Genomic DNA, 22248 nt, shown 5'->3' with positions numbered 1-22248 from the left:
TATTCATTCCAACTCTTATTGGGAACACCAAAAAAACGATAAGCAACCATACAATAGCACCAAAATAGTGGTCTTTTAGCCCCGATCGAAGCGGCACCCCAACCAAGGCGCTAGCCGAAGGTTGTGTATAGCGGAGAGCGGGAAGAAACACCCTAAAACGCAGTTAATGCCGCTCCAAAAAAAGAAAAAAAGATAATCCTTTCTATAAAATGATAAAAAACCGTAATTGTCTACCTATTATATTGGTCTATTTTTTGTGATGCAATCGCAATCTATTATATTTGCACTCCAATAAAAACAAAGGAATGATTAATATTACTTTACCTGACGGTTCAATAAAAGCGTTTTCATCGGGCGTGACCCCAATGGATGTTGCTCGAAGTATTAGCGAAGGATTGGCGCGAAATGTAATTTCGGCTTCTTTTAACGGCACCACGGTGGAAACAGAAACCACCTTGACTACAGACGGCGCATTGGTATTGTATACTTGGAACGACCAGGAAGGCAAGAAAGCATTTTGGCATTCGACTTCGCATGTCATGGCACAAGCGTTGCAAGAAATCTATCCCGGGATTAAATTAACCTTGGGCCCTGCAATCGATAACGGATTCTATTATGATGTCGATTTCATGGAACATAAAATCACGGATGCAGAATTCAAAAAAATTGAGGATCGAGTTTTAGAAATTGCCCGAGAGAAACATGAATTCAAAATGCGTTCGGTTTCCAAATCGGAAGCTTTGGCGATTTACAAAGACAATGAATACAAAACCGAGTTAATCTCCAATTTAGAAGACGGAACTATCACCTTTTGTGACCATTCTAATTTCTTTGACCTTTGCCGTGGGGGACATATTCCGAATACTGGCTTGATCAAAGCGATGAAAATAATGAGTGTAGCTGGAGCCTATTGGCGGGGTGATGAAAAGAATAAACAGTTGACTCGGGTTTATGGAATTTCGTTTCCAAAACAAAAAGATTTAACCGAGTATTTGGAGTTATTGGAAGAAGCAAAACGTCGCGACCACCGGAAACTAGGAAAAGAGTTGGACTTATTCGCTTTCTCCCAACGCGTTGGACAAGGGTTGCCACTATGGTTACCCAAAGGAGCGGCTTTGCGCGATCGTTTAGAGCAATTTTTAAAACGGGCTCAGAAAAAAGCAGGCTACGAACAAGTGGTAACTCCCCACATTGGTCAAAAAGAATTGTATGTTACTTCGGGGCACTATGCAAAGTATGGCGCGGATAGTTTCCAACCGATTCACACACCTGCAGAAGGGGAAGAGTTTTTGTTAAAACCCATGAATTGCCCGCACCACTGTGAAATATACAACACCAAACCTTGGTCATATAAAGATTTACCGAAGCGTTATGCCGAATTTGGAACGGTTTACCGTTATGAACAATCGGGCGAATTGCATGGATTGACTCGTGTACGCGGATTTACTCAAGATGATGCCCATATATTTTGTACGCCTGAACAATTAGACAGTGAGTTTAAAAAAGTAATTGATTTGGTTCTGTATGTTTTCGGATCCTTAGGTTTTGAAAACTTTACCGCACAGGTTTCGGTGCGCGATTTAAACAATCCCGACAAATATATAGGTAGTGTTGAAAATTGGGAAAAAGCAGAAAACGCAATTATCAATGCCGCACGTGACAAAGGATTAAACTATGTAATTGAAAGTGGAGAAGCCGCCTTTTATGGTCCAAAACTTGATTTTATGGTTAAAGATGCCCTAGGGCGTAGTTGGCAATTGGGAACCATTCAGGTGGATTACAATTTACCCGAGCGTTTTGATTTAACCTACAAAGGTTCTGACGATAAGTTGCACCGTCCTGTAATGATTCACCGGGCACCCTTTGGATCGATGGAACGATTTATTGCGATTTTGCTTGAACACACCGCGGGCAACTTCCCGTTGTGGTTAATGCCCGAGCAGGCTATCATCCTGTCTTTGAGTGATAAATATGAAAATTATGCTCAAAAAGTTTTAACTTTGCTGGAAAATAGCGAAATTCGCGCCCTAATTGATAATCGGAATGAAACAATAGGCAAGAAAATTCGTGAAGCGGAAATTCAAAAAATGCCTTTTATGTTGATTGTTGGGGAAGAAGAAGCGAAAAACGGAACGGTTGCTGTGCGCCGTCATGGCCAAGAAGGCAAAGGCAATAGTACAATGACTATTGATGAATTTGTTGCCTTTGTTCAGGCAGAAATCGGAAAGTCATTAAAATCATTTGAAGTATAACCCCCTGGAAACAGGATAAAATAAATTAGCCATAGCAATTAGAAACAACAGAGGTAGTTATAAACCTCGCGAAGAAAAAAAGGATGCACACCGAACCAATAACGGTATTCGTGTGCCTGAAGTTCGATTAGTAGGTGATAACGTTGAACCGGGTGTGTACAAAATAATGGACGCCTTACGTTTAGCGGAAGAATTGGAAGTTGATTTAGTAGAGATTTCTCCGAATGCCGATCCACCGGTATGTAAGTTAATGGATTATGGTAAATTTTTATACCAACAGAAAAAACGGGAGAAAGAATTAAAAGCAAAATCAACGCAAATTACCGTAAAAGAAATTCGGTTCGGACCACAAACCGATGAACACGATTATGAGTTCAAGAAAAAGAACGCTGAGAAGTTCTTGAAGGAGGGTTCAAAACTAAAAGCGTTTGTTTTCTTCAAAGGTCGTTCGATTATCTATAAAGAGCAAGGTCAGATCTTGTTGTTGCGTTTGGCACAAGACCTAGAAGAGCACGGAAAAGTGGAAGCCCTGCCTGTTTTAGAAGGAAAGCGAATGATTATGTTTATCGCTCCTAAAAAGAAAAAATAAATTGCATCTTCGTGTTGTCAATTTTGGTAATAACCAATCAAACACGAGCTTGCAGTAGCACATTGAGTAAATTGAATCGCAATAAATTTGGGAAATTATGCCTAAAATGAAAACTAAATCCAGTGCCAAAAAGCGCTTTAAAGTGACGGGCTCTGGTAAAATTAAGAGAAAGCACGCTTTTAAAAGTCATATTTTGACTAAAAAGTCTAAAAAACGCAAATTAGCGTTAACGCATGCTGCTTTGGTTCACCCAAGCGACGAGCGTAGTGTAAAAGAGCAATTACGTATTATTTAATTGCCTTTACGGTTAAAATTATTTCATAACCCTGGAGCTGGGCTCATTAAGATACGCTAAGCCGTACGCCTACTTCAAAAAAATTTAAAATTATGCCAAGATCAGTAAATTCAGTTGCTAAAAGAGCACGTAGAAAAAAAATGATGAAACAGGCTAAAGGTTTCTTTGGCCGTCGTAAAAACGTTTGGACAGTTGCTAAAAACGCGGTAGAAAAAGCAATGCTTTATGCATACCGCGATCGAAAGCAGAAAAAGAGAAACTTCCGCGCTTTATGGATTCAGCGTATTAACGCTGGAGCTCGTTTAGAAGGAATGAGTTACTCACAATTCATCGGATTAGTGAAGAAAAACGGTATCGAATTGAACCGTAAAGTATTGGCTGATTTAGCGATGAATCATCCTGATGCTTTCAAAGCTATCGTGAAAAAAGTAAAATAAAAACGTTTGTACAACCCGATTCAATTTACTCACTATATCAAATCCCAATCCAACGATTGGGATTTTTTATTTCACTCAGCCAATAGTTACACCCAAAAACCACCAGATAGGTTACTTTCCGTTGTAACGAAATTCCCTTTCGATTAATCGCGGTATTATGCTATAGTTAACAGAAAATAAAATATTTTTGCAGACGGATTTTAAAGTAATCGCTAATTATAAAATTTAAATAAAATCATGAAAAAATTGTACACGCTTGTTCTGTTCACCGCATTTAGTGCAATCACATGGGCGCAAAGTTTTAACGAAGAATGGATTGAGTACCGCATTGTTAATTTGCCTAAGAATCAAACGGAAGACACCCAGCGTTTTTTCAAGGTTACTGTTACGTCTCCCTATAATGTGACCGCAGAGAGCATTATTGCACAATCGAAAGTCGATTTTGAAAACGAAGTAAAAAACTATGCCACTGTTGTAGCCAATAGTGAAAAAGAATACCAAGTTAAATTAAAGAATTACGATCAAGAAGTAGCCGATGCCAAAGCTAAATTTGAACTGGAATCGGCAGAATTCAAAAAATTGACTTTGTTAGAACGGATGTCGATGACCGAGCAAGGCAAAGGTCCCCGCTTGGTTACGCCCAACAAACCGGTCTATATTAAACCTTATCCTCCTGTTTACCAAGAACCTAATTTAAACAATTATGTTATTGTTAATAATGATGTTTTGGCCACTCAAATTAATGTAGACGGATTTACGCGTGGGCAGAATGTTTTAGACATCGATGTTGCTATTCAGAAAATTGCTTTTCAGGACAATGCGGGTCAAACGTATGCCAAACAACCGACAAAAATTAGCGCTAAACTCAATGGAGTTGAAAAAGCAAGTACGCTTTTGTTTCAAGAGTTTAAATTTATTTCCTCCTCTCCTAGCAACAACATCAACAAACCTTTGGCCGAGAAAAATTTTCTTGCAGAAGTAATGACTTCAATCAACCGCTATCTGAATGAACAATTTGGCTACAAATCGGAAGTTCGCAAACTAAAGTTAGCAACCATCAAAAATAAAGGCAAATATGATGATATGGAAAAAGCCTATATCTATATTAGCACCAACCTTCGCAAATTAGATCCTCAAAATCCAGAAATTTCAACAGCAGCGCGCACTGGAATTCAAAAAGGGGTTGATTTATTAAAAACCTGTCTCACTAAAGTAGATTATAAAGACAAAAAAGCCGACTATAATGCTAAAGTTGCCGCTTCAATCTATTTAAACCTTATGCGTTTGCAGGTTGCTTTAAATCAAAAAGGAGATGCAGAAAAAAGCTTAAATGAACTGCAAGAAAATTTAATTTATATGGATTTAAATCGGGAAGATACCGATGAATTGAAAGTATTGGAATCGCAGATTTATAAAATGAAATAAAAAAATGAAAAAGCTATTTTTACTCGTACTCGTTACGTTGGTTTGCCCTACTATAAAGGCACAAGAAACTCCAATTATTGGAGAAAAATTTGAGTTAAATCCCGAAACAGAGTTAAATCCGACAATAGTATTGCGCGATAACTACAATTTTTATTTGCATACCGTTACCAACACCTTCGGAATGTTGGCCAAACATGAAATTACGTTTCGAAAGTTTGATCAAAAAAATCAATTGGTAAACACTTACACTAAAGATTTTAAGATTGATATTAGTACCCTACACAATCATTTGGGTTCGTTTGAATTGGATAATAACAAAGTAGCGGTTTATATTGAATCGTATGCCAACAAATCTAAAAAAACAGAATTATACCAATATGTATTTGATAAAACTACGGGCGAGTTTTCGACAAAAGTGGTGGCTTCCTATCCATTAGCCAATTTATTACAAATGGGAACTTTTCGAGTTAATCGCTCCCAAAACGGCAGTTTTATAGGTGTTGTTTTTGAGAAATACCACAGCAGAAAAGAAGCCGAAGAAATCGATTGTATGGTTTTGGATAGCCAATCGTTAAATGAAGTTTTCAAAAAAACGATTACCTACACCGATGCATCCGAAGCCCATGGATTTACCGTTACCAATACGGGAAAAATCATCCTTGTGCGCTATCCGAATAGCAACAAAGAAAAAAAGTATTTAACGTGTGTAGATGGCGCAAATCAAATCAACAAAACGGTTGAAGAAGCCCTAGGATTTGATAATCCAAAAATGATTTCAATTGGCAGTATGGAATATTTGGTTGCTTTTAATTATGCCGACAAACGCTATCCTCGTGGCAATTATACCCACATTGTATTCTATGATTTTGAAAACGGCCGCGTGCTTAAAAACACACCTATAGATTTTAAATCCTCAACCGAAATGACCGCAATTGCTATCGATAAGGTGTTTATTGAAAACAACGAAATTCATCTTTTTGTAGAGGGACAATTTAAGAATGGAATTATTCCAAGCAAATCGTTTCCCAACAATCCCAACATGGGCGATCCTAAATATGCATTTGGTCCATGTCGATTATTGATTTTCAATACTGAAGGCGATTACAAATCAACAGTTAATTTTGACAACCGTTATTATGGCGATTATCCCTTTTACCACTCAATGGGTGTTGTTAAAATTATGAACGATTATTTGGTACAAACCGGTGGATTTTCTGAATACAGTACGATTTATAAAGTGGCGCAAGACACCAAATCGATTGCCAATTATAGTCCGAATTACAACATTACCAACAACGTATATTGCCGAAATGTGAATCAACTGTTTTGGTACAATAACGATACGCGAATGCTAACCATAGCCCGCTCTGATAAACCCAATAGTTTTTATTTTGCAAGTATGCCGTATACCAAATAAAATAATCCGTCAATGCTACCCCAAAGGACAACCCAAAAGTTGTCCTTTTTTTTTGTAACAAAATGAAGTGTTGCACCACCTATTCATCAAGAAATGGCTATTTTTACTACAAATAAATCGACTACTATGAATACAAAATGGATGTTTATCGGAGGGTTTCTTTTAGCCTTCGGCTATTCAAATGCACAACTAAAAACAATTACTCTAGAAGAAAGCGTCTTGCAACAAAATCGCAAATTTGGGGCCGATCGACTTACGGGATTTCAATGGATTCCTGGAACTTCAGATTATGTCTATACTACCCAATCCTGGACAAAACTAATGAAAGCTTCGGCAACACAATCCGAAGCAAAAGAGTGGATCAGTTTGGCCGAAATCAACAAAGCGTTAGGCACGCAACTAACCAACTGGTTTGGTCTGCAATGGATTGACCGAACTCACCTTTTGATTACTGATGCTGGAAAATATTATTCATTTGACGTGAATACCCGAACCGGTGTTTTATATATGACGCGTCCTGATGCGAGTGAAAATGCAACATTTAATGCCACAAAAACGCTTTTGGCCTATACTATCGCTAATAATTTATACCTTAAAAACGGGGAAAAAGAAACCGCGATTACCCAAGAAACCAATCAGGGAATCGTTTCGGGTCAGTCGATTTCGCGTAACGAATTTGGAATCAAAGAAGGTATTTTTTGGTCGCCCAATGCGTCGTATTTGGCTTTTTATCAAAAAGATGAAACCCAAGTGGCCGATTACCCGCTCTTGGATATCACCAAAACACCCGGGCAATTAGTCCCGATTAAATACCCAATGGCCGGACAAGTCTCTGAAAAAGTTCGTGTAGGTATTTACAATCTTGCCAATGGAACTACGGTTTTTATCCGTCCGAGAAGTGGCGCTAGCGATGATTACCTTACCAATCTATCATGGACTCCCGACGGAAAGTATGTGGTAATAGCCGAGTTAAACCGGGGGCAAAACAACATGAATTTAAACGTTTATGAAGCCGCTACCGGCAATTTTGTGCGCACATTGCTCAATGAAACCCACGAACGTTGGGTAGAACCTGAGCACGAAGTCTATTTCCCGTCTAAAAAATCGAATAATTTTATTTGGTTCAGTGAAAAAGACGGGTTCCAAAATTTATACTATTATGATTGGAATGGAAAACTAATCAAGCAACTCACCCAAAACAAATTCCCAGCCCGCGAAATTATTGGGACCAATGCTGAGGGTACCGAAATTTATTTTAAAGCAACGGGGGAAAACGGAACCAATATGTTGGTTTATAGCGTAAACTTAAAAGGCAAACAAACCTTGGTTAGTCGTGAAGATGGGGTACACAATGCCGTTGTATCGCCCGATGGCCATTTTATTTTTGACGAATATTCTAACCATACAACCCCCTCCAAATCGGTTATTTTGGACCAAAAAGGAAATGCGGCAGTGGTTTTGGTAAGTAAAAACAAATACGAGGGTTATGCGCTAGGAACGGCTGAAATCAAAACGATTAAAGCGGCCGATGGGGTAACCGACTTGTATACGCGTTTAATCAAGCCGAGCACTTTTGACCCAGCTAAGAAATACCCCGTAATGGTCTATGTCTACGGTGGTCCCCATGCGCAAATGATTACCAATTCCTATTTGGACGGTGCCAATTTATGGATGTATTGGATGGCCGAGCAAGGCTATTTGGTATTTACGGTAGACAACCGGGGCTCAGACAACCGGGGATTTGCTTTTGAGAGTATTATTCACCGCAATTTAGGGAAGCATGAAATCGACGACCAATTGAAAGGGATTGAATACTTAAAATCCTTACCCTATGTCGATGGCAACCGATTGGCGGTTCACGGTTGGAGTTTTGGTGGATTTATGACGACTTCATTGCTGTTGCGCCAACCCGATGTGTTTAAAGTTGGGGTGGCTGGCGGACCCGTAATTGACTGGAAGTGGTATGAAGTAATGTATGGTGAACGGTATATGGACACGCCCGAAGAAAATGCGCAAGGATTTGAAACGGCGTGTGTGGCCAACTATGCAAAGGATTTAAAAGGAAAATTATTGCTCATTCACGGCACCGCCGATGATGTAGTGGTAGAACAACACAACCTAGCATTGGCAAAAAAATTAATCGAAGCGGGTAAACCATTTGATTACTTCCCCTACCCGATGCACAAACACAATGTTACAGGCAAAGAACGCGTACATTTAATGACCAAAGTATTGCAGTATATTCTCGACAATAACCGATAAAAGGCACCCACTCAAAAACTAAAATCCTAAGGAATTCCTTGGGATTTTTTTATGAAATTAATTAGCGAATTACATAGGAAAATGCGTTTGCTATACTGGGATTAAATGGCTTTTTTTACATTTCATAACTTATTATCATCCATATTTGTATAATTTAAAATACATTTGCGTGCATTAAAAATCAAAATCGTATGAAAAAATCGATACTTTTATTCGTGATGGGTATTGCTTTTGCTACCCAGGCCCTTTTTGCACAAGTCCCTTCGTATGTTCCTACCAATGGGCTTGTTGGTTATTGGCCTTTCAATGGCAACGCTAATGATGCAAGTGGTAATGGAAATAATGGCACAGTTAATGGAGCAACATTGACAACAGATAGATTTGGGAACAATAATTGTGCTTATAGTTTTGATGGAAATGATATAATAACAGCAAATTCAATAAATTTTACTGACATAACTATATCTGTTTGGTATAAAGTTAGTGAAAACTCTGTTTTTAATCCAACGACTGGTCATCCTCCCACGGGTTCACAAATTATAGGTCAAGGGACTCAACACCAACCTACAGCTTATTGCGATTTTAGTATAGGACTTTCTAACTCAAACTCTATAAATCAAATTGCATTTGAAAAAAGTACAGTTCCCCCGACTTATTATGAGATGTACAATATTAACACAAATTTTAATTTTTCTAGTTGGGTAAATTTAGTAGCTGTTCTTAACTCAAATAATATAAAAATCTATATGGATGGAATATTAGTAGACACTTTTACAGTTAATTCTGATTTCATTCAAACTGGCGACTTTTTATCGTTTGGTGCACGTTATATCCAAAATTCTACAAACCCTTTAACTAATTTTTTCACAGGAAAAATCGACGACATAGGCATCTGGAACCGAGCACTCTCTCAAACCGAAATAGTTAACCTGTATAACAGTAGTCAAATTTCAAGCTATACAGATACGTGCAACAACGTAAGTGGTTCTTTGACTCAAGGGCTGGTGGGCTATTGGCCATTTTGTGGCAATGCCAATGACGATAGTGGCAATGGAAACCATGGGATAGTGAATGGGGCTACTTTAACTACAGACCGCTTTGGGAATGTGAATAGTGCGTATGTATTTTCAACTAATTCAGAATATATTAGTGGTGTTTCAAATAATTTAAACGGAACTAAATTTTCAGTGAGTTTATGGGTTTGGATTGATGGAATGAACAATACAACATTGAATTGTTTTAAATTTGGAAGTATTCCACAAGGCTCTACAGATGGAGGGTACAGAATATATGCCAACTTAAATGGGGGTGAATTAGGAGTTCAAATGGCAAACGGCACAAGTTTAGTTAATTCAAATTACAACAATAATAGTTTACAAAATTGGCATCATGTTGTTGGAGTTTATGATTCAAGTAATCTTATTTTATACGTAGATGGAGTATTAAGAAATAATGTTCCCGCTTCAAATTTTAATATTAGTTATGCTAATCAAAATTTCTACATAGGAAATAATGGAAATACTAATAATTCAAATTTAAATTTAAGAAAACTAGACGACATCGGTATCTGGAATCGTGACTTGACTCAGCAAGAGGTTACGCAACTATACAACCAAAACCAATGCTTCACCAATATTACGGTTACCGATACGTTGATTATCAATGTTGGGCAATTGTCATTTACCAACCCGGTTACTTATGCCAACAACATTACTATTTCGCCCAACCCAGCCAGCACCCAAATTACCATTAGTTTTAACAACATTACCGACCTCACCGGAGGAACGATAAATGTGGTTAATGCATTGGGGCAACAAGTGGCTACTACTCCAATAACAGCTTCTGGTACCAATACTTCTATGGCCCTTAATACTTGGGGAAGCAACGGGATGTATTATGTGCAAATCGTAAACGCCAATGGAGTCGTTGTTGATGTTAAAAAGATTATTTTACAATAAATCAATAAAAAATATACTAAAAAACCACAGCCAAAGCTGTGGTTTTTTTAGTATTAAAACGTGCAGCGCTAATCTTAGGTTTTTTGCTTTTTCTTTTTAGCCGCGGGAAACAAAACATTGTTCAAAATCAAACGAAAACCAGGCGAATTCGGGTGTAAGTCCAACACCGTGGGCTCGTCGCCAACTTGGTGGCGGTAATCTTCGGGATCATGTCCACCAAAAAAAGTAAAAAATCCTTTCCCCTTTTGTCCGTGAATGTATCGTGCTTCTTCATTAATTTGGCATTCGCCCAACACCAACACATTCGATTTTATCGTAGTGCGATCAAAAGCCGTGGTTTGTCCCATAAAACCTTTCACCAATTGGGTATGGTTTTGGCATAACATACTCGGAATCACATCCCATTTGGCCGAATATTCCATCAACGTAAAATAGTCTTTTTCAAAAGGAACCTTGCGTTTTTCGGTCATATCAATATCAGAAAACTCATAGCGCTCCGGGCGACGCTCAAGAATGTACTCTTTAAACGCAAAGGTTCTGGAATAGTCAATACGCGATTGGTAATTGGGGTCACTATCATCACCATCAAACATGGGTTCACAAATATCTACTCCCTCTGCAGACAACGCAATATCAAAACTATCCGTAGCCGAACACATCGCAAACATAAATCCGCCACCGATCACAAAATCGCGAATCTTCTTGGCCACCGCTAGTTTTTCTTCGGCAACTTTAGCATATCCAAGTTTAGCGGCCAGGATTTCGGCTTCCTTTTTTTGCTCTATATACCAAGGCGCATTCCTGTAGGCTCCGTAAAATTTACCGTATTGTCCTGTGAAATCTTCATGATGTAAATGGAGCCAATCATACAACAATAGTTGATCGGAAAGCACTTCTTCGTCATAAATGGGAGTAAAGGGAATCTCGGCATAGGTCAAAACCAAAGTTACCGCATCATCCCAGGGTTGTTTTCCTTTGGGAGTATACACGGCAATTTTGGGTGCTTTTTCCAACACTACCGTCTCCATGTTTTGCGACGGACTAGCGATTTCGTCCAACAGCTGATTGGCTTCGCCATCGGAGAGTATTTCAAAACTCACACCGCGAATTTGGCATTCTTTTCGAATTTCGGTAGCATCGGGCAACAAAAAAGAACCTCCACGATAATTTAATAACCAACTGGCTTTGTATTCTTTAGACAAAACCCAATAGGTAATGCCGTAGGCTTTCAAATGGTTTTTTTGGGACGTATCGTCCATGGGCAATAGGATAAAATTGGCCCGAAGGTGCAAAACACTCACGAAAAACAAAACAACACAAACTGAAAAACGGTATTTCATGCGGTTTAAACTAGATTGGTTTCGAAGGTACAATTATTCAAAGAAAATTGGAAACAAGGAATTGTTAATTGTTGCATTAAAAAAAACAGGCGCAATTACCTGTTTTACTTTTCTTTTATTTAAAATGGAACTTCACTGTCGTCCTCCATTGGTGGATGATTACTGCCAAATGCCTCATTGGCAGAAGGTAAGTTTTTGGTAAAAAACGGATTTTCATCCAAGTTCATTTTTGAAGGCAAATCATCAAAACCGCTACCCAATTCGTCAAGGTTATCAAATTTACCCAAACTACCGATAAACTTCAACCGGATATTTTCCAACGAACCGTTACGATGCTTGGCAATGATAAATTCGGCTTGTCCTTGAGTTGGCAAATGTCCTTCATCATCCCATTCTTCGATTTTGTAGTATTCTGGGCGATAAATAAACGAAACGATATCGGCATCTTGCTCAATTGCTCCCGATTCACGAAGGTCAGACAACAACGGCCTTTTGCTCGAACCTCGGGTTTCAACGGCACGGGATAACTGCGATAACGCAATAACAGGAACACCCAATTCTTTGGCTAAGGCCTTTAGATTTCGAGAAATTGTAGAAATTTCTTGCTCGCGGTTCCCGCCTCCTTTACCTGCACCCCCTGCAGTCATCAATTGCAAATAATCGATGATGATCAATTTGATTCCGTGTTGGGAGGCCAATCGACGGGCTTTTGCTCGCAAATCGAAAATGGATAAGGAGGGCGTATCGTCAATATACAACGGTGCTTTTTCAAGATCGCGCACTTTTACACTCAATTGCTCCCATTCGTGTTTTTCCAATTTTCCGGTACGCAATTTCTCCGAAGACAAACCCGTTTCGGAAGAAATCAAACGGGTGATTAATTGTACGGAGGACATCTCAAGGGAGAAGATCGCTACTGGACTTTGAGAGTCGATTGCCATATTGCGCGCCATCGACAATACAAATGCGGTTTTACCCATACCCGGACGAGCGGCAATAATAATTAAATCTGAAGGTTGCCACCCTGAGGTTACTTGATCCAATTTATGAAAACCAGTGGGTATCCCGCTTAATCCGTCTTTATTTGAAATTTCCTCAATGCGTTTTTTGGCTTGCATCACCAAACTCTGGGCGGTTTCTGAACTGCGCTTAATGTTGCCCTGCGTTACCTCATACAACCGCGACTCTGCATGGTCTAATAAATCAAAAACATCGGTCGACTCATCATAGGCCTCTTCGATAATCTCGGAAGAAATTTTAATTAATGAGCGTTGAATGTATTTTTGCAGGATAATGCGCGAGTGAAACTCAATATGCGCAGAAGAAGCAATTTTTTGAGTAAGCTGAATTAAATAATAATCCCCACCGGCAATTTCTAATTTACCGTTCTTTTTTAATTGCGCTGAAACCGTTAATAAGTCAATCGGCTGGGAATCGGTAAATAATTGAAAAATCGCTTCAAAAATAAACTGATGGGCATCTCTATAAAAAGCCTCAGGTTGTAGTATATCAATGACTTCATCAACCCCTTTTTTGTCAATCATCATGGCTCCCAAAACGGCCTCTTCCAAGTCAACTGCTTGTGGAGGAAGTTTTCCTTTTTCAAGATTGATTAGGGTCGTTTTCTCTACTTTGACCGGGTTAATATTACGTACATTTTCCATAATGCGAAAGTAACGAATTCTGCTTGAAATCGATTGACGACTTATTACCAGCAGCTGTTTATAAATTGTGAAATTTTGTTGAAAACCAAAAAAAAATCCGAAACCAAGGGCTTCGGATTTACCTATACTTCTAAAAGTTTAGTGTATTACTCTTTATACTCTCCCATTTTGCTGTATTTATCCATTCGTTTGGCCACCAGCTCGGTTGTTGATAAATCTTTTAATTCGTTAAAGGATTTGAGAATATATTCTTTTACGGTAGCAAATGTGGTTTCTTTATCGTAGTGCGCACCTCCTAGTGGTTCGGGAATGATATCATCTACTAATTTTTGTTTTTTCATATCGGTAGAGGTCAATTTCAAAGCTTCGGCGGCTTTCTCTTTGAAATCCCAACTCTTCCACAAAATAGACGAACACGATTCGGGTGAAATAACCGAATACCAGGTGTTTTCCAACATAAATACGCGATCGCCAACCCCAATTCCTAACGCACCTCCAGAGGCTCCTTCCCCAACGATAATACAAATAATTGGGACTTGCAGGCGGGACATTTCAAAAATATTACGGGCAATCGCTTCTCCTTGACCGCGCTCCTCAGCTTCCATTCCTGGATAGGCACCCGGCGTATCGATAAATGTAATAACCGGCACCCCAAATTTCTCAGCCATTTTCATCAAACGTAAGGCTTTTCGGTACCCTTCAGGATTGGCCATACCAAAGTTTCGGTATTGACGCATTTTGGTGTTAATTCCTTTTTGTTGACCAATCAACATAAACGATTGTCCACCAATTTTACCCAAACCGCCTATCATAGCTTTGTCGTCTTTAAAATTACGGTCGCCAAACAATTCCAAAAATGTTCCGTCTGTTAAGGTTGTAATATACTCCAACGTATACGGACGATTGGGATGACGCGACAATTGTACCCGTTGCCAAGCGGTAAGGTTTTTATAGATTTTTTTCTTGGTCTCTTCTAATTTTTTCTCGATCTGCTTGCAAGTATTGGAGACATCCACATTGGATTCATGGCCAATTAACTCACATTTTTCAAGTTGATCTTCCAACTCTTTTATCGGAAGCTCAAAATCTAAATATTCCATAGAATACGAGGTTTAGTAATCGTTCGAACTACAAAGATATAGCTTTCCTTTTTCTAGGAAAATAAAAAATAACGATAAGTTGTAAACAAAATAGCTAGTCGGCTGACTTTCTTGACTTTAGTATGCCATTTGCAATAACGGTGAGTAAAATTACAAGGGCACCCAAATAAAAGGTACCGCTCATAGTCTCGGATTGATCAAATAGCAGCATTGCTAATAGAATTCCATACACCGGTTCCAAGTTAATGGTGAGCATAACGGTGTAGGCATCCAACACCCGTAATAAAGCTGTAGAGGCAATCATCGCAAAAGCGGTGCATACCGAACTTAATAGGAGTAAATACACTAAATCGGATGCCGAAAGTTGGAAAAACGCCGTTGAAAAACTACCCGAGTATGCAAGTAAAAGGGTAAAAAACAACACCCCTCCAATTAATTCAAATAAGGATAATACCACAGGTTCATGTTTGATAACTAGCTTTGCATTGATAATCGCAAATGTGGCCGAAAGAAAGGCAGATACCAGCGCCAAAACAATACCTTCAACATACTGGGTTTCTACATTAAAAATAAGTGCTAAACCGCCTACAACAAGTAATCCAAATACAATTTCATACCCGACTATTTTTTTTCTGCTCACCATCGGTTCGATTAACGAAGTAAAAAAAGCACCCGTGGATAGACACGCTAAGGTAACTGAAACATTGGAAACTTTAATCGCTTTAAAAAATGTAAACCAATGCAAGGCAATAACCGTACCTGCTAGTAAAAAAACAGCGATTTGCTTGCGGGAATACCGCCATTCAATTCCTTTATAAGCGATATATCCCCAGATAAAAAACACCGCAAAAAGCATACGAAACCAAACCAGCGCTAATGCTTCAAGGGAAATTAACTTTCCAATAATAGCGGTAAAGCCCCAAATAAAGACTATCCCATGCAAGAGCAGCTGACTGCGAAATTTATCGTTTGGCATTACGAAGTAAATAGACCGCTAAGATACCAAAAATGATATTGGGCAACCAAACCAAAAGTATGGGGGGCGCACTGGCTTTTTCGGCCAAAACCCCAAATACCTTATCCATGAATACAAAACCAAAGGCAATGACAATTCCGATCACCAAATTGATTCCCATACCTCCACGCCGTTTCATCGACGAAACCGCTACGGCAATAATCGTAAGTATAAAGGCCGAAATTGGCACGCTGTATTTTTTATACAAAACCACCAAATAGGTGTTGATATTGCTTGATCCCCGCTTTTTCTCTCGTTCGATAAATTGAACCAAATCAAAATAATTCAGCGTTTCTGCAATATAAACCACCGGAGTTAATTCATTGGGCTCTAATGGTAAAATCGTATCTTTTTTTATCCCAACTTCAATTTGATCGCCCAACTCCCCTACTTTTCGTTTCTTGTAATCAAATAAAGAAAAGGTCCGATTATATTCATTGTACTTAATCCGATCGGCAGTAATCTTGTACTTTAATTTGTCCCCTTCAAAGCGTTCCATTGAAAACTTAAATCCTAATTTGGAATCAGGATTGTAGGAATTCACAAATACATATTCATTTTCGCTCACCTGACTGTACACATCGGAATTGTCGCGCATTTCATTTTGACCATTTCCAATAAGGTACATGTAGCGAAAAGTTTTAAACCCTTCACTGGCTTTGGGCACCAAAAAGAAACCCATCAACAAGGCAAAAATTGAAACAATTGTTGCACCAATTATGTAGGGTTTTAAAAAACGTTGAAACGAAATGCCCGAACTTAAAATCGCTATTACTTCGGTATTATTGGCCAATTTGGAAGTGAACCAAATAATTGAAAGAAACAAGAAAATGGGAAAAAGGAGGTTTGCAAAATAAATGGTAAAATCGACATAATACGCAGCAATTGCTGGAAAGGGCACATTATTCTCGACCATTTTGTTCACCTTTTCCGCCACATCGATTGTTATCCCAATTGGAATAAATAGTAACAACATGGTGACAAAAGTCATCATGTACCGTTTTAAAATATATTTATCGATAATTTTCATTAGAGGCGCTGACTCATTTGTAGGACCATTTTATCTTTCCAAACGCGAAAATCACCGGCAATAATATGCTTTCGAGCTTCGCGAACCAACCACATATAAAATCCTAAATTGTGAATGGTAGCAATTTGCTTCCCCAAGTATTCATTGGCGGCAAACAAATGACGAAGATAGGCTTTGGAATATTCGGTATCGACAAAAGTAATTCCCATTTCGTCAATTGGAGAAAAATCATCCTCCCATTTTTTGTTTTTAATGTTAATCACTCCATTCGCCGTAAACAACATGCCGTTTCGGGCATTTCGGGTAGGCATTACGCAGTCAAACATATCAATACCCAAGGCAATATTTTCGAGAATATTAATTGGAGTCCCCACCCCCATCAAATAACGAGGTTTGTCTTTGGGTAAAACCGCGGTTACTACTTCGGTCATTGCGTACATTTCTTCGGCAGGTTCGCCTACAGATAACCCCCCAATCGCATTTCCTTCTGCGCCTACGTTGGCAATATATTCGGCCGACATTTGACGTAAATCCTTGTAGGTACTCCCTTGCACAATAGGAAAAAACGTTTGTTCATAGCCATATTTGGGTGGAAGTGTTTCCAAGTGGGCGATACACCGATCCAACCAGCGGTGGGTCATATGCATACTGCGTTTGGCATAGCGGTAGTCACATGGATAGGGCGTACATTCGTCAAAAGCCATGATAATATCTGCGCCAATTGTACGCTGAATTTCCATAACATTTTCGGGAGAGAAAAAGTGATACGAACCGTCGATGTGCGACTTAAATTTCACCCCTTCTTCTTTGATTTTTCGGTTAGCCGAAAGCGAATAGACTTGGTACCCCCCACTATCGGTTAAAATGTTACGGTCCCAGTTCATGAATTTGTGTAATCCGCCAGCTTTTTCGAGAATATCGAGCTGAGGTCGAAGGTATAAATGGTAGGTATTTCCTAGGATAATATCGGGATTAATATCGTCACGCAATTCCCGTTGGTGTACCCCTTTTACAGAGGCAACAGTCCCTACAGGCATAAAAATCGGGGTTTCAATTACCCCGTGATCTGTAGTGATTTTTCCCGCTCGGGCTTGCGAATGCAAATCGGTATGTAAGAGATCAAATTTCATGAGCTGGTATTTCAGCCCACAAAGATACTTTTTTTTAGGATAGAGCGGTAGTGTTTGTGATTTCGTTTAACGATGGTACAATAAGTCAATTCGCCAATTTTAGAGCTGAATTGTACGATTTAAATTTCAAGATTTGTATAAGCCATAGAATCGGTGTACTTTTGCCACACAACATAATTTTATTTCAATGTCTAACACACAACAACTACACGATTTTACAACACAAGTACGTCGGGATATTCTTCGTATGGTACATGCCGTAAATTCGGGTCACCCGGGAGGTTCTTTGGGATGTGCTGAATTTTTAGTTTGTCTTTACCAAGAATTAATGGACCGCAACGATGGATTTGCTATGGACGGAATAGGTGAAGATCTATTCTTTTTATCCAACGGGCATATTTCTCCTGTTTTTTATAGCGTTTTAGCACGGAGTGGCTATTTTCCAGTATCGGAATTGGCAACTTTTCGTAAATTAAACTCACGTTTACAAGGACACCCCACAACACATGAAGGATTACCCGGTATTCGCATGGCATCGGGTTCGCTCGGTCAAGGATTATCGGTAGCGATAGGCGCAGCAGCAGCTAAGAAATTAAACCAGGATGATAAACTCGTTTACATTTTAACCGGTGACGGGGAATTGCAAGAGGGTCAGAACTGGGAAGCCATTATGTATGCATCGGCCAAAAAAGTAGACAATCTAATTGCAACGGTAGATTACAACGGCCAGCAAATTGACGGATCTACGAATGATGTGCTTTCGTTAGGAAATTTACGTGCCAAATTTGAAGCTTTCGATTGGGAAGTACTCGAAATCAAAGAAGGGAACACTATTGAAGCGATTTTAGCTGGCATGAAAGAAGCCAAAGCGAAAACTGGTAAAGGAAAACCCGTTGCGGTGTTGTTGTATACAGAAATGGGTAACGGTGTCGATTTTATGATGCACACCCATGCATGGCACGGCAAAGCCCCCAACGATGCGCAATTGGAAAGTGGATTGGCACAAAATCCAGAAACGTTAGGAGACTATTAATACGCGACACACGATGAAAAAATACGAAAATACAGGAAGTAAAGATACCCGTTCCGGATTTGGAGCTGGGATGACCGAATTGGGTCAGAAAAACGAAAATGTAGTCGCTTTGTGTGCCGATTTAATTGGTTCGTTAAAGTTTGACGATTTTAAAAAAAATCACCCCGAGCGGTTTTTCCAAGTTGGTATTGCCGAAGCCAACATGATTGGTATAGCGGCAGGATTGACGATTGGGGGTAAAATTCCGTTTACCGGAACCTTTGCCAATTTTTCTACCGGGCGTGTGTATGATCAAATTCGCCAATCGGTGGCTTATTCGGATAAAAATGTAAAAATTTGTGCATCGCATGCGGGTTTAACCTTGGGCGAAGATGGGGCCACCCACCAAATTTTAGAAGATATTGGTTTGATGAAAATGCTCCCGGGTATGACCGTTATCAACACTTGCGATTACAACCAAACGAAAGCAGCAACGATTGCTTTGGCCGAACATCACGGTCCTGCGTACTTGCGTTTTGGTCGTCCAGTGGTACCTAACTTTACACCAGCAGACGAACCGTTTATTATTGGAAAAGCGATTCTGATGAATGAAGGAACCGATGTTACGATTATCGCTACAGGTCATTTAGTTTGGGAAGCGTTGCTTGCAGCAGAAGCCTTGGAAGCAAAAGGTATTTCGGCAGAGGTGCTTAACATTCACACGATTAAACCTTTGGATGAAGAAGCAATTTTGAAATCTGTTGCAAAAACCGGTTGTGTAGTAACCGCTGAAGAGCACAATATGTTGGGAGGATTGGGTGAAAGTGTTGCCCGAACTTTAGCGATGCATCAGCCGACTCCACAAGAATTTGTAGCCGTGCACGATTCGTTTGGTGAAAGTGGCACACCTGAACAATTGATGGAAAAATATGGTTTAACGAGTACTTCGATAATTGCTGCTTGTGAAAAAGTAATGCAACGAAAGTAAAACCCCTATACTTCACTTGAAAAGGCTCCTGTAAAGGAGCTTTTTTTTTGAATAGTAGCATACAAAAAAGTGTTCCTTAAACTGAGCCGATGGAGGGACTCCCCTAATCCGCTACGCTAATCGGGATAAACTTCTCGTCCCTTTCAAATAAAAAAAAGGAACACAAAAGTGTTCCTTAAACTGAGCCGATGGAGGGACTCCCCGAATCCGCTACACTAATCGGGATAAACTTCTCGTCCCTTTCACATATAAAAAAGGAACACAAAAAAGTGTTCCTTAAACTGAGCCGATGGAGGGACTCCCCGAATCCGCTACGCTAATCGGGATAAACTTCTCGTCCCTTTCACATATAAAAAAAGGAACACAAAAGTGTTCCTTAAACTGAGCCGATGGAGGGACTCGAACCCACGACCTGCTGATTACAAATCAGCTGCTCTAGCCAGCTGAGCTACACCGGCGGTATTCAGTGCTACAAATATAAAAGTGAAATTTAATTCACCAAAATATTTTGGTCACTTTTTTGGAAAAAACGGCTTACAATGCGTTGATTTTGTCAACCAATTGATTAGCAGTAGCTTCCAATTCTGTATTAATTTGCTTGAAATGCGCTTTTTTATTCGCTACATTTTTAGCATTTACTTTTGTCATTAAATCGTCAAAAGCCACTAATGCCTCGGTAATAATTACTTGAGTTGGTTCGGTTGGTTTACCCGCAGTAGTCATTTCTAATAAATAAACCGCTTCGATGATATCACCCAATACATAATTAATGTCTTTCTTTAAGTTTCGTACACTTGCCATAACGCTTAGTATTTTTAAATTTTTTGCAAAGTTAAGGATAATCTTCGGATTGCCGTTAGGAAATTGTAATTTCTAATAGTTCTGCTTGTCCTTCCAAATGCACTAATCCCAAACCAGCCGGAAGCAAAACCGTCATTCCTTTATGAATAGGCATTGAACCAGTGCAATAGGTTAAAAGTGCCTCACCTTCAACAACCATTACAACTGTAAATGATTCTCCAGAACGGTTACAGGAAGCTTTGCCATTTAACGGAAGTAACGCTGTTGTGAAAAATGGGCAATCAACCATGACGTTCGCAACATTTGGAATACGGTCATAGTTTTGTTTACTTGACGTTTTATTGTAATTGATAGCATCTAGAGCCAATTCAGTATGCAATTCACGTAAATTGCCCTGCGCATCCCGTCGGTCAAAATCGTAAATGCGATAAGTAATATCTGAAGTTTGCTGAATTTCGGCAATTAGCGTTCCAGCACCTATAGCGTGAACTGTTCCCGTTTCTAGAAAAAACACATCGCCTTTTTGCACGGGATACTGTTGCAATAAATCAACTACCTGATGATGATTCAAGGCATTTTGGTAGGCTGTTGCATTTGAATCTTCTTTAAATCCAACGATGAGTTGGGCCGTGGCATCAGCTTGCATTACATACCACATTTCTGTTTTTCCAAATGAATTGTGGCGCGCTTTTGCTAGGGCATCATTGGGGTGAACTTGAATCGATAAATCTTCGCGCGCATCCAAAAACTTAAAAAGCAAGGGAAATTGCGAACCAAATTGAGCCGTCACTTTTTTACCCAATAGTCCTTCTGGATTTTGCTGTATCAGTGTATTTAAATCCACTCCAGCTAAAACACCATTGGCAACCACACTCACATCACCTGGAACAGTCGAAATTTCCCAACTTTCACCCGTTAAAGCAGAGGTAATAGGCTTATGCAGTAGATCACGAAGTTTCGTGCCGCCCCAAATACGCTCTTTTAGAATAGGTTGAAAAACAAAGGGATACCAATCCATGCAAATTGTTTAAGTTACAAAAATACAGGGTTTTCGGCAAAAATGTACTGGAGAAGGTCTAAATTACCGATTTTAAAAAGGCTAACGCGTTTTCCATATGCCGTTTACCTCCTATAGAATCAAAAATGTAGTGAATTTTCTGATCTAATCCGATAACATATGTAGCCCGACCATCGAGTAACCCCATAAAATCATTCGGCACACCAAAGAGTTTGCGAATTTCTTTTTTGGTATCGGCCAATAATATAAAAGGTAAATTAAATTTGGATTGAAATTTCAAATGTGAAGGTACACTATCAGAACTGATTCCAACTACTGCAACCCCTAAATCGGTAAAATCTTGATAGGCATCACGAAACGAGCACGCCTGGGTAGTACATCCTGGGGTATCATCTTTGGGATAAAAATAAACGACAAGCCATTTTTTTCCGAAATAAGTCGAACTATCAAAGGTCTTTCCAAAGGCATCAAGACCAGAAAATTGAGATACGGTATCACCAACTTTTAATGCCATC

The 22248-nt window shown here is 39.3% G+C and carries 19 protein-coding genes and 1 tRNA gene; 10 read left to right on the top strand and 10 right to left on the bottom strand.

What is annotated here, in order from left to right; all coding sequences use genetic code 11:
- The first annotated feature begins 305 nt into the window (after positions 1-305).
- From thrS to Q0039_RS09325, 8 genes are all read left to right on the top strand, one after another.
- On the top strand, positions 306-2252 hold the full coding sequence (thrS, locus tag Q0039_RS09360; RefSeq protein WP_297511980.1) for a threonine--tRNA ligase: 1947 nt from the start codon (positions 306-308) through the stop codon (positions 2250-2252).
- A 37-nt stretch (positions 2253-2289) separates the two neighbouring features.
- On the top strand, positions 2290-2841 hold the full coding sequence (gene infC / locus Q0039_RS09355) for a translation initiation factor IF-3 (RefSeq protein ID WP_297511984.1): 552 nt from the start codon (positions 2290-2292) through the stop codon (positions 2839-2841).
- A 97-nt stretch (positions 2842-2938) separates the two neighbouring features.
- Entirely contained in the window at positions 2939-3136 is a 198-nt protein-coding gene (gene rpmI / locus Q0039_RS09350) for a 50S ribosomal protein L35 (protein WP_297511978.1), read from the top strand.
- Positions 3137-3228: 92 nt separating this feature from the next.
- Positions 3229-3573 (top strand): 50S ribosomal protein L20, encoded by a 345-nt coding sequence (gene rplT / locus Q0039_RS09345; protein WP_297511977.1) that lies wholly within the window; start codon positions 3229-3231, stop codon positions 3571-3573.
- A 237-nt stretch (positions 3574-3810) separates the two neighbouring features.
- Positions 3811-4998, top strand: a complete 1188-nt coding sequence (locus Q0039_RS09340; protein WP_297511975.1) for a hypothetical protein — start codon at positions 3811-3813, stop codon at positions 4996-4998.
- A 4-nt stretch (positions 4999-5002) separates the two neighbouring features.
- Entirely contained in the window at positions 5003-6415 is a 1413-nt protein-coding gene (locus tag Q0039_RS09335; protein WP_297511973.1) for a hypothetical protein, read from the top strand.
- A gap of 126 nt (positions 6416-6541) precedes the next feature.
- Positions 6542-8677 carry a DPP IV N-terminal domain-containing protein gene (locus Q0039_RS09330; protein WP_297511971.1) on the top strand — a complete coding sequence of 712 codons (2136 nt, stop codon included), beginning with the start codon at positions 6542-6544 and terminating at the stop codon, positions 8675-8677.
- Positions 8678-8868: 191 nt separating this feature from the next.
- Positions 8869-10635 (top strand): LamG-like jellyroll fold domain-containing protein, encoded by a 1767-nt coding sequence (locus Q0039_RS09325; RefSeq protein WP_297511969.1) that lies wholly within the window; start codon positions 8869-8871, stop codon positions 10633-10635.
- 74 nt (positions 10636-10709) lie between these two features.
- On the opposite strand, the gene Q0039_RS09320 is transcribed toward Q0039_RS09325, so the two are convergent.
- The 6 genes from Q0039_RS09320 to tgt all read right to left on the bottom strand — a co-directional run bounded on the left by Q0039_RS09320 (position 10710) and on the right by tgt (position 17914).
- The gene (locus tag Q0039_RS09320; RefSeq protein ID WP_297511967.1) at positions 10710-11975 is read right to left on the bottom strand and encodes an asparagine synthetase B; all 1266 of its coding nucleotides are present in this window, start codon (positions 11973-11975) and stop codon (positions 10710-10712) included.
- A gap of 119 nt (positions 11976-12094) precedes the next feature.
- Positions 12095-13639, bottom strand: coding sequence for a replicative DNA helicase (gene dnaB / locus Q0039_RS09315; RefSeq protein WP_297511965.1), 1545 nt, complete (start codon positions 13637-13639; stop codon positions 12095-12097).
- A 146-nt stretch (positions 13640-13785) separates the two neighbouring features.
- The gene (locus Q0039_RS09310) at positions 13786-14739 is read right to left on the bottom strand and encodes an acetyl-CoA carboxylase carboxyltransferase subunit alpha (protein ID WP_297511963.1); all 954 of its coding nucleotides are present in this window, start codon (positions 14737-14739) and stop codon (positions 13786-13788) included.
- Between the two features lie 94 nt (positions 14740-14833).
- Positions 14834-15715, bottom strand: coding sequence for a DMT family transporter (locus Q0039_RS09305; protein ID WP_297511961.1), 882 nt, complete (start codon positions 15713-15715; stop codon positions 14834-14836).
- Positions 15702-16784: an LptF/LptG family permease gene (locus Q0039_RS09300; protein WP_297511958.1), complete on the bottom strand. Its 1083-nt coding sequence runs from the start codon at positions 16782-16784 to the stop codon at positions 15702-15704. Before Q0039_RS09300 ends, Q0039_RS09305 begins: the two co-directional genes overlap by 14 nt.
- Positions 16784-17914 carry a tRNA guanosine(34) transglycosylase Tgt gene (tgt, locus tag Q0039_RS09295; RefSeq protein ID WP_297511956.1) on the bottom strand — a complete coding sequence of 377 codons (1131 nt, stop codon included), beginning with the start codon at positions 17912-17914 and terminating at the stop codon, positions 16784-16786. The genes Q0039_RS09300 and tgt overlap by 1 nt, the downstream gene beginning before the upstream one ends.
- A 187-nt stretch (positions 17915-18101) precedes the next feature.
- Here tgt and Q0039_RS09290 point away from each other — a divergent pair, with 187 nt between their 5' ends.
- Complete coding sequence (locus Q0039_RS09290; RefSeq protein ID WP_297511954.1) at positions 18102-18947, top strand: transketolase; 846 nt, start codon at positions 18102-18104, stop codon at positions 18945-18947.
- Between the two features lie 13 nt (positions 18948-18960).
- Positions 18961-19914, top strand: coding sequence for a transketolase C-terminal domain-containing protein (locus Q0039_RS09285; protein ID WP_297511952.1), 954 nt, complete (start codon positions 18961-18963; stop codon positions 19912-19914).
- A 384-nt stretch (positions 19915-20298) separates the two neighbouring features.
- On the opposite strand, the gene Q0039_RS09280 is transcribed toward Q0039_RS09285, so the two are convergent.
- The 4 genes from Q0039_RS09280 to Q0039_RS09265 all read right to left on the bottom strand — a co-directional run bounded on the left by Q0039_RS09280 (position 20299) and on the right by Q0039_RS09265 (position 22247).
- Positions 20299-20372, bottom strand: a tRNA-Thr gene (locus Q0039_RS09280).
- A 76-nt stretch (positions 20373-20448) separates the two neighbouring features.
- On the bottom strand, positions 20449-20715 hold the full coding sequence (locus tag Q0039_RS09275) for a hypothetical protein (protein WP_297511950.1): 267 nt from the start codon (positions 20713-20715) through the stop codon (positions 20449-20451).
- 55 nt (positions 20716-20770) lie between these two features.
- Complete coding sequence (locus Q0039_RS09270; protein ID WP_297511948.1) at positions 20771-21733, bottom strand: type I phosphomannose isomerase catalytic subunit; 963 nt, start codon at positions 21731-21733, stop codon at positions 20771-20773.
- Positions 21734-21791: 58 nt separating this feature from the next.
- Complete coding sequence (locus Q0039_RS09265) at positions 21792-22247, bottom strand: peroxiredoxin (protein WP_297511946.1); 456 nt, start codon at positions 22245-22247, stop codon at positions 21792-21794.
- Between the last annotated feature and the right edge of the window lies 1 nt (position 22248).

It is taken from the genome of Flavobacterium sp. (genome assembly GCF_027484945.1).
Lineage (GTDB): Bacteria > Bacteroidota > Bacteroidia > Flavobacteriales > Flavobacteriaceae > Flavobacterium.
This window is presented reverse-complemented; position numbering and strand designations above follow the sequence as displayed.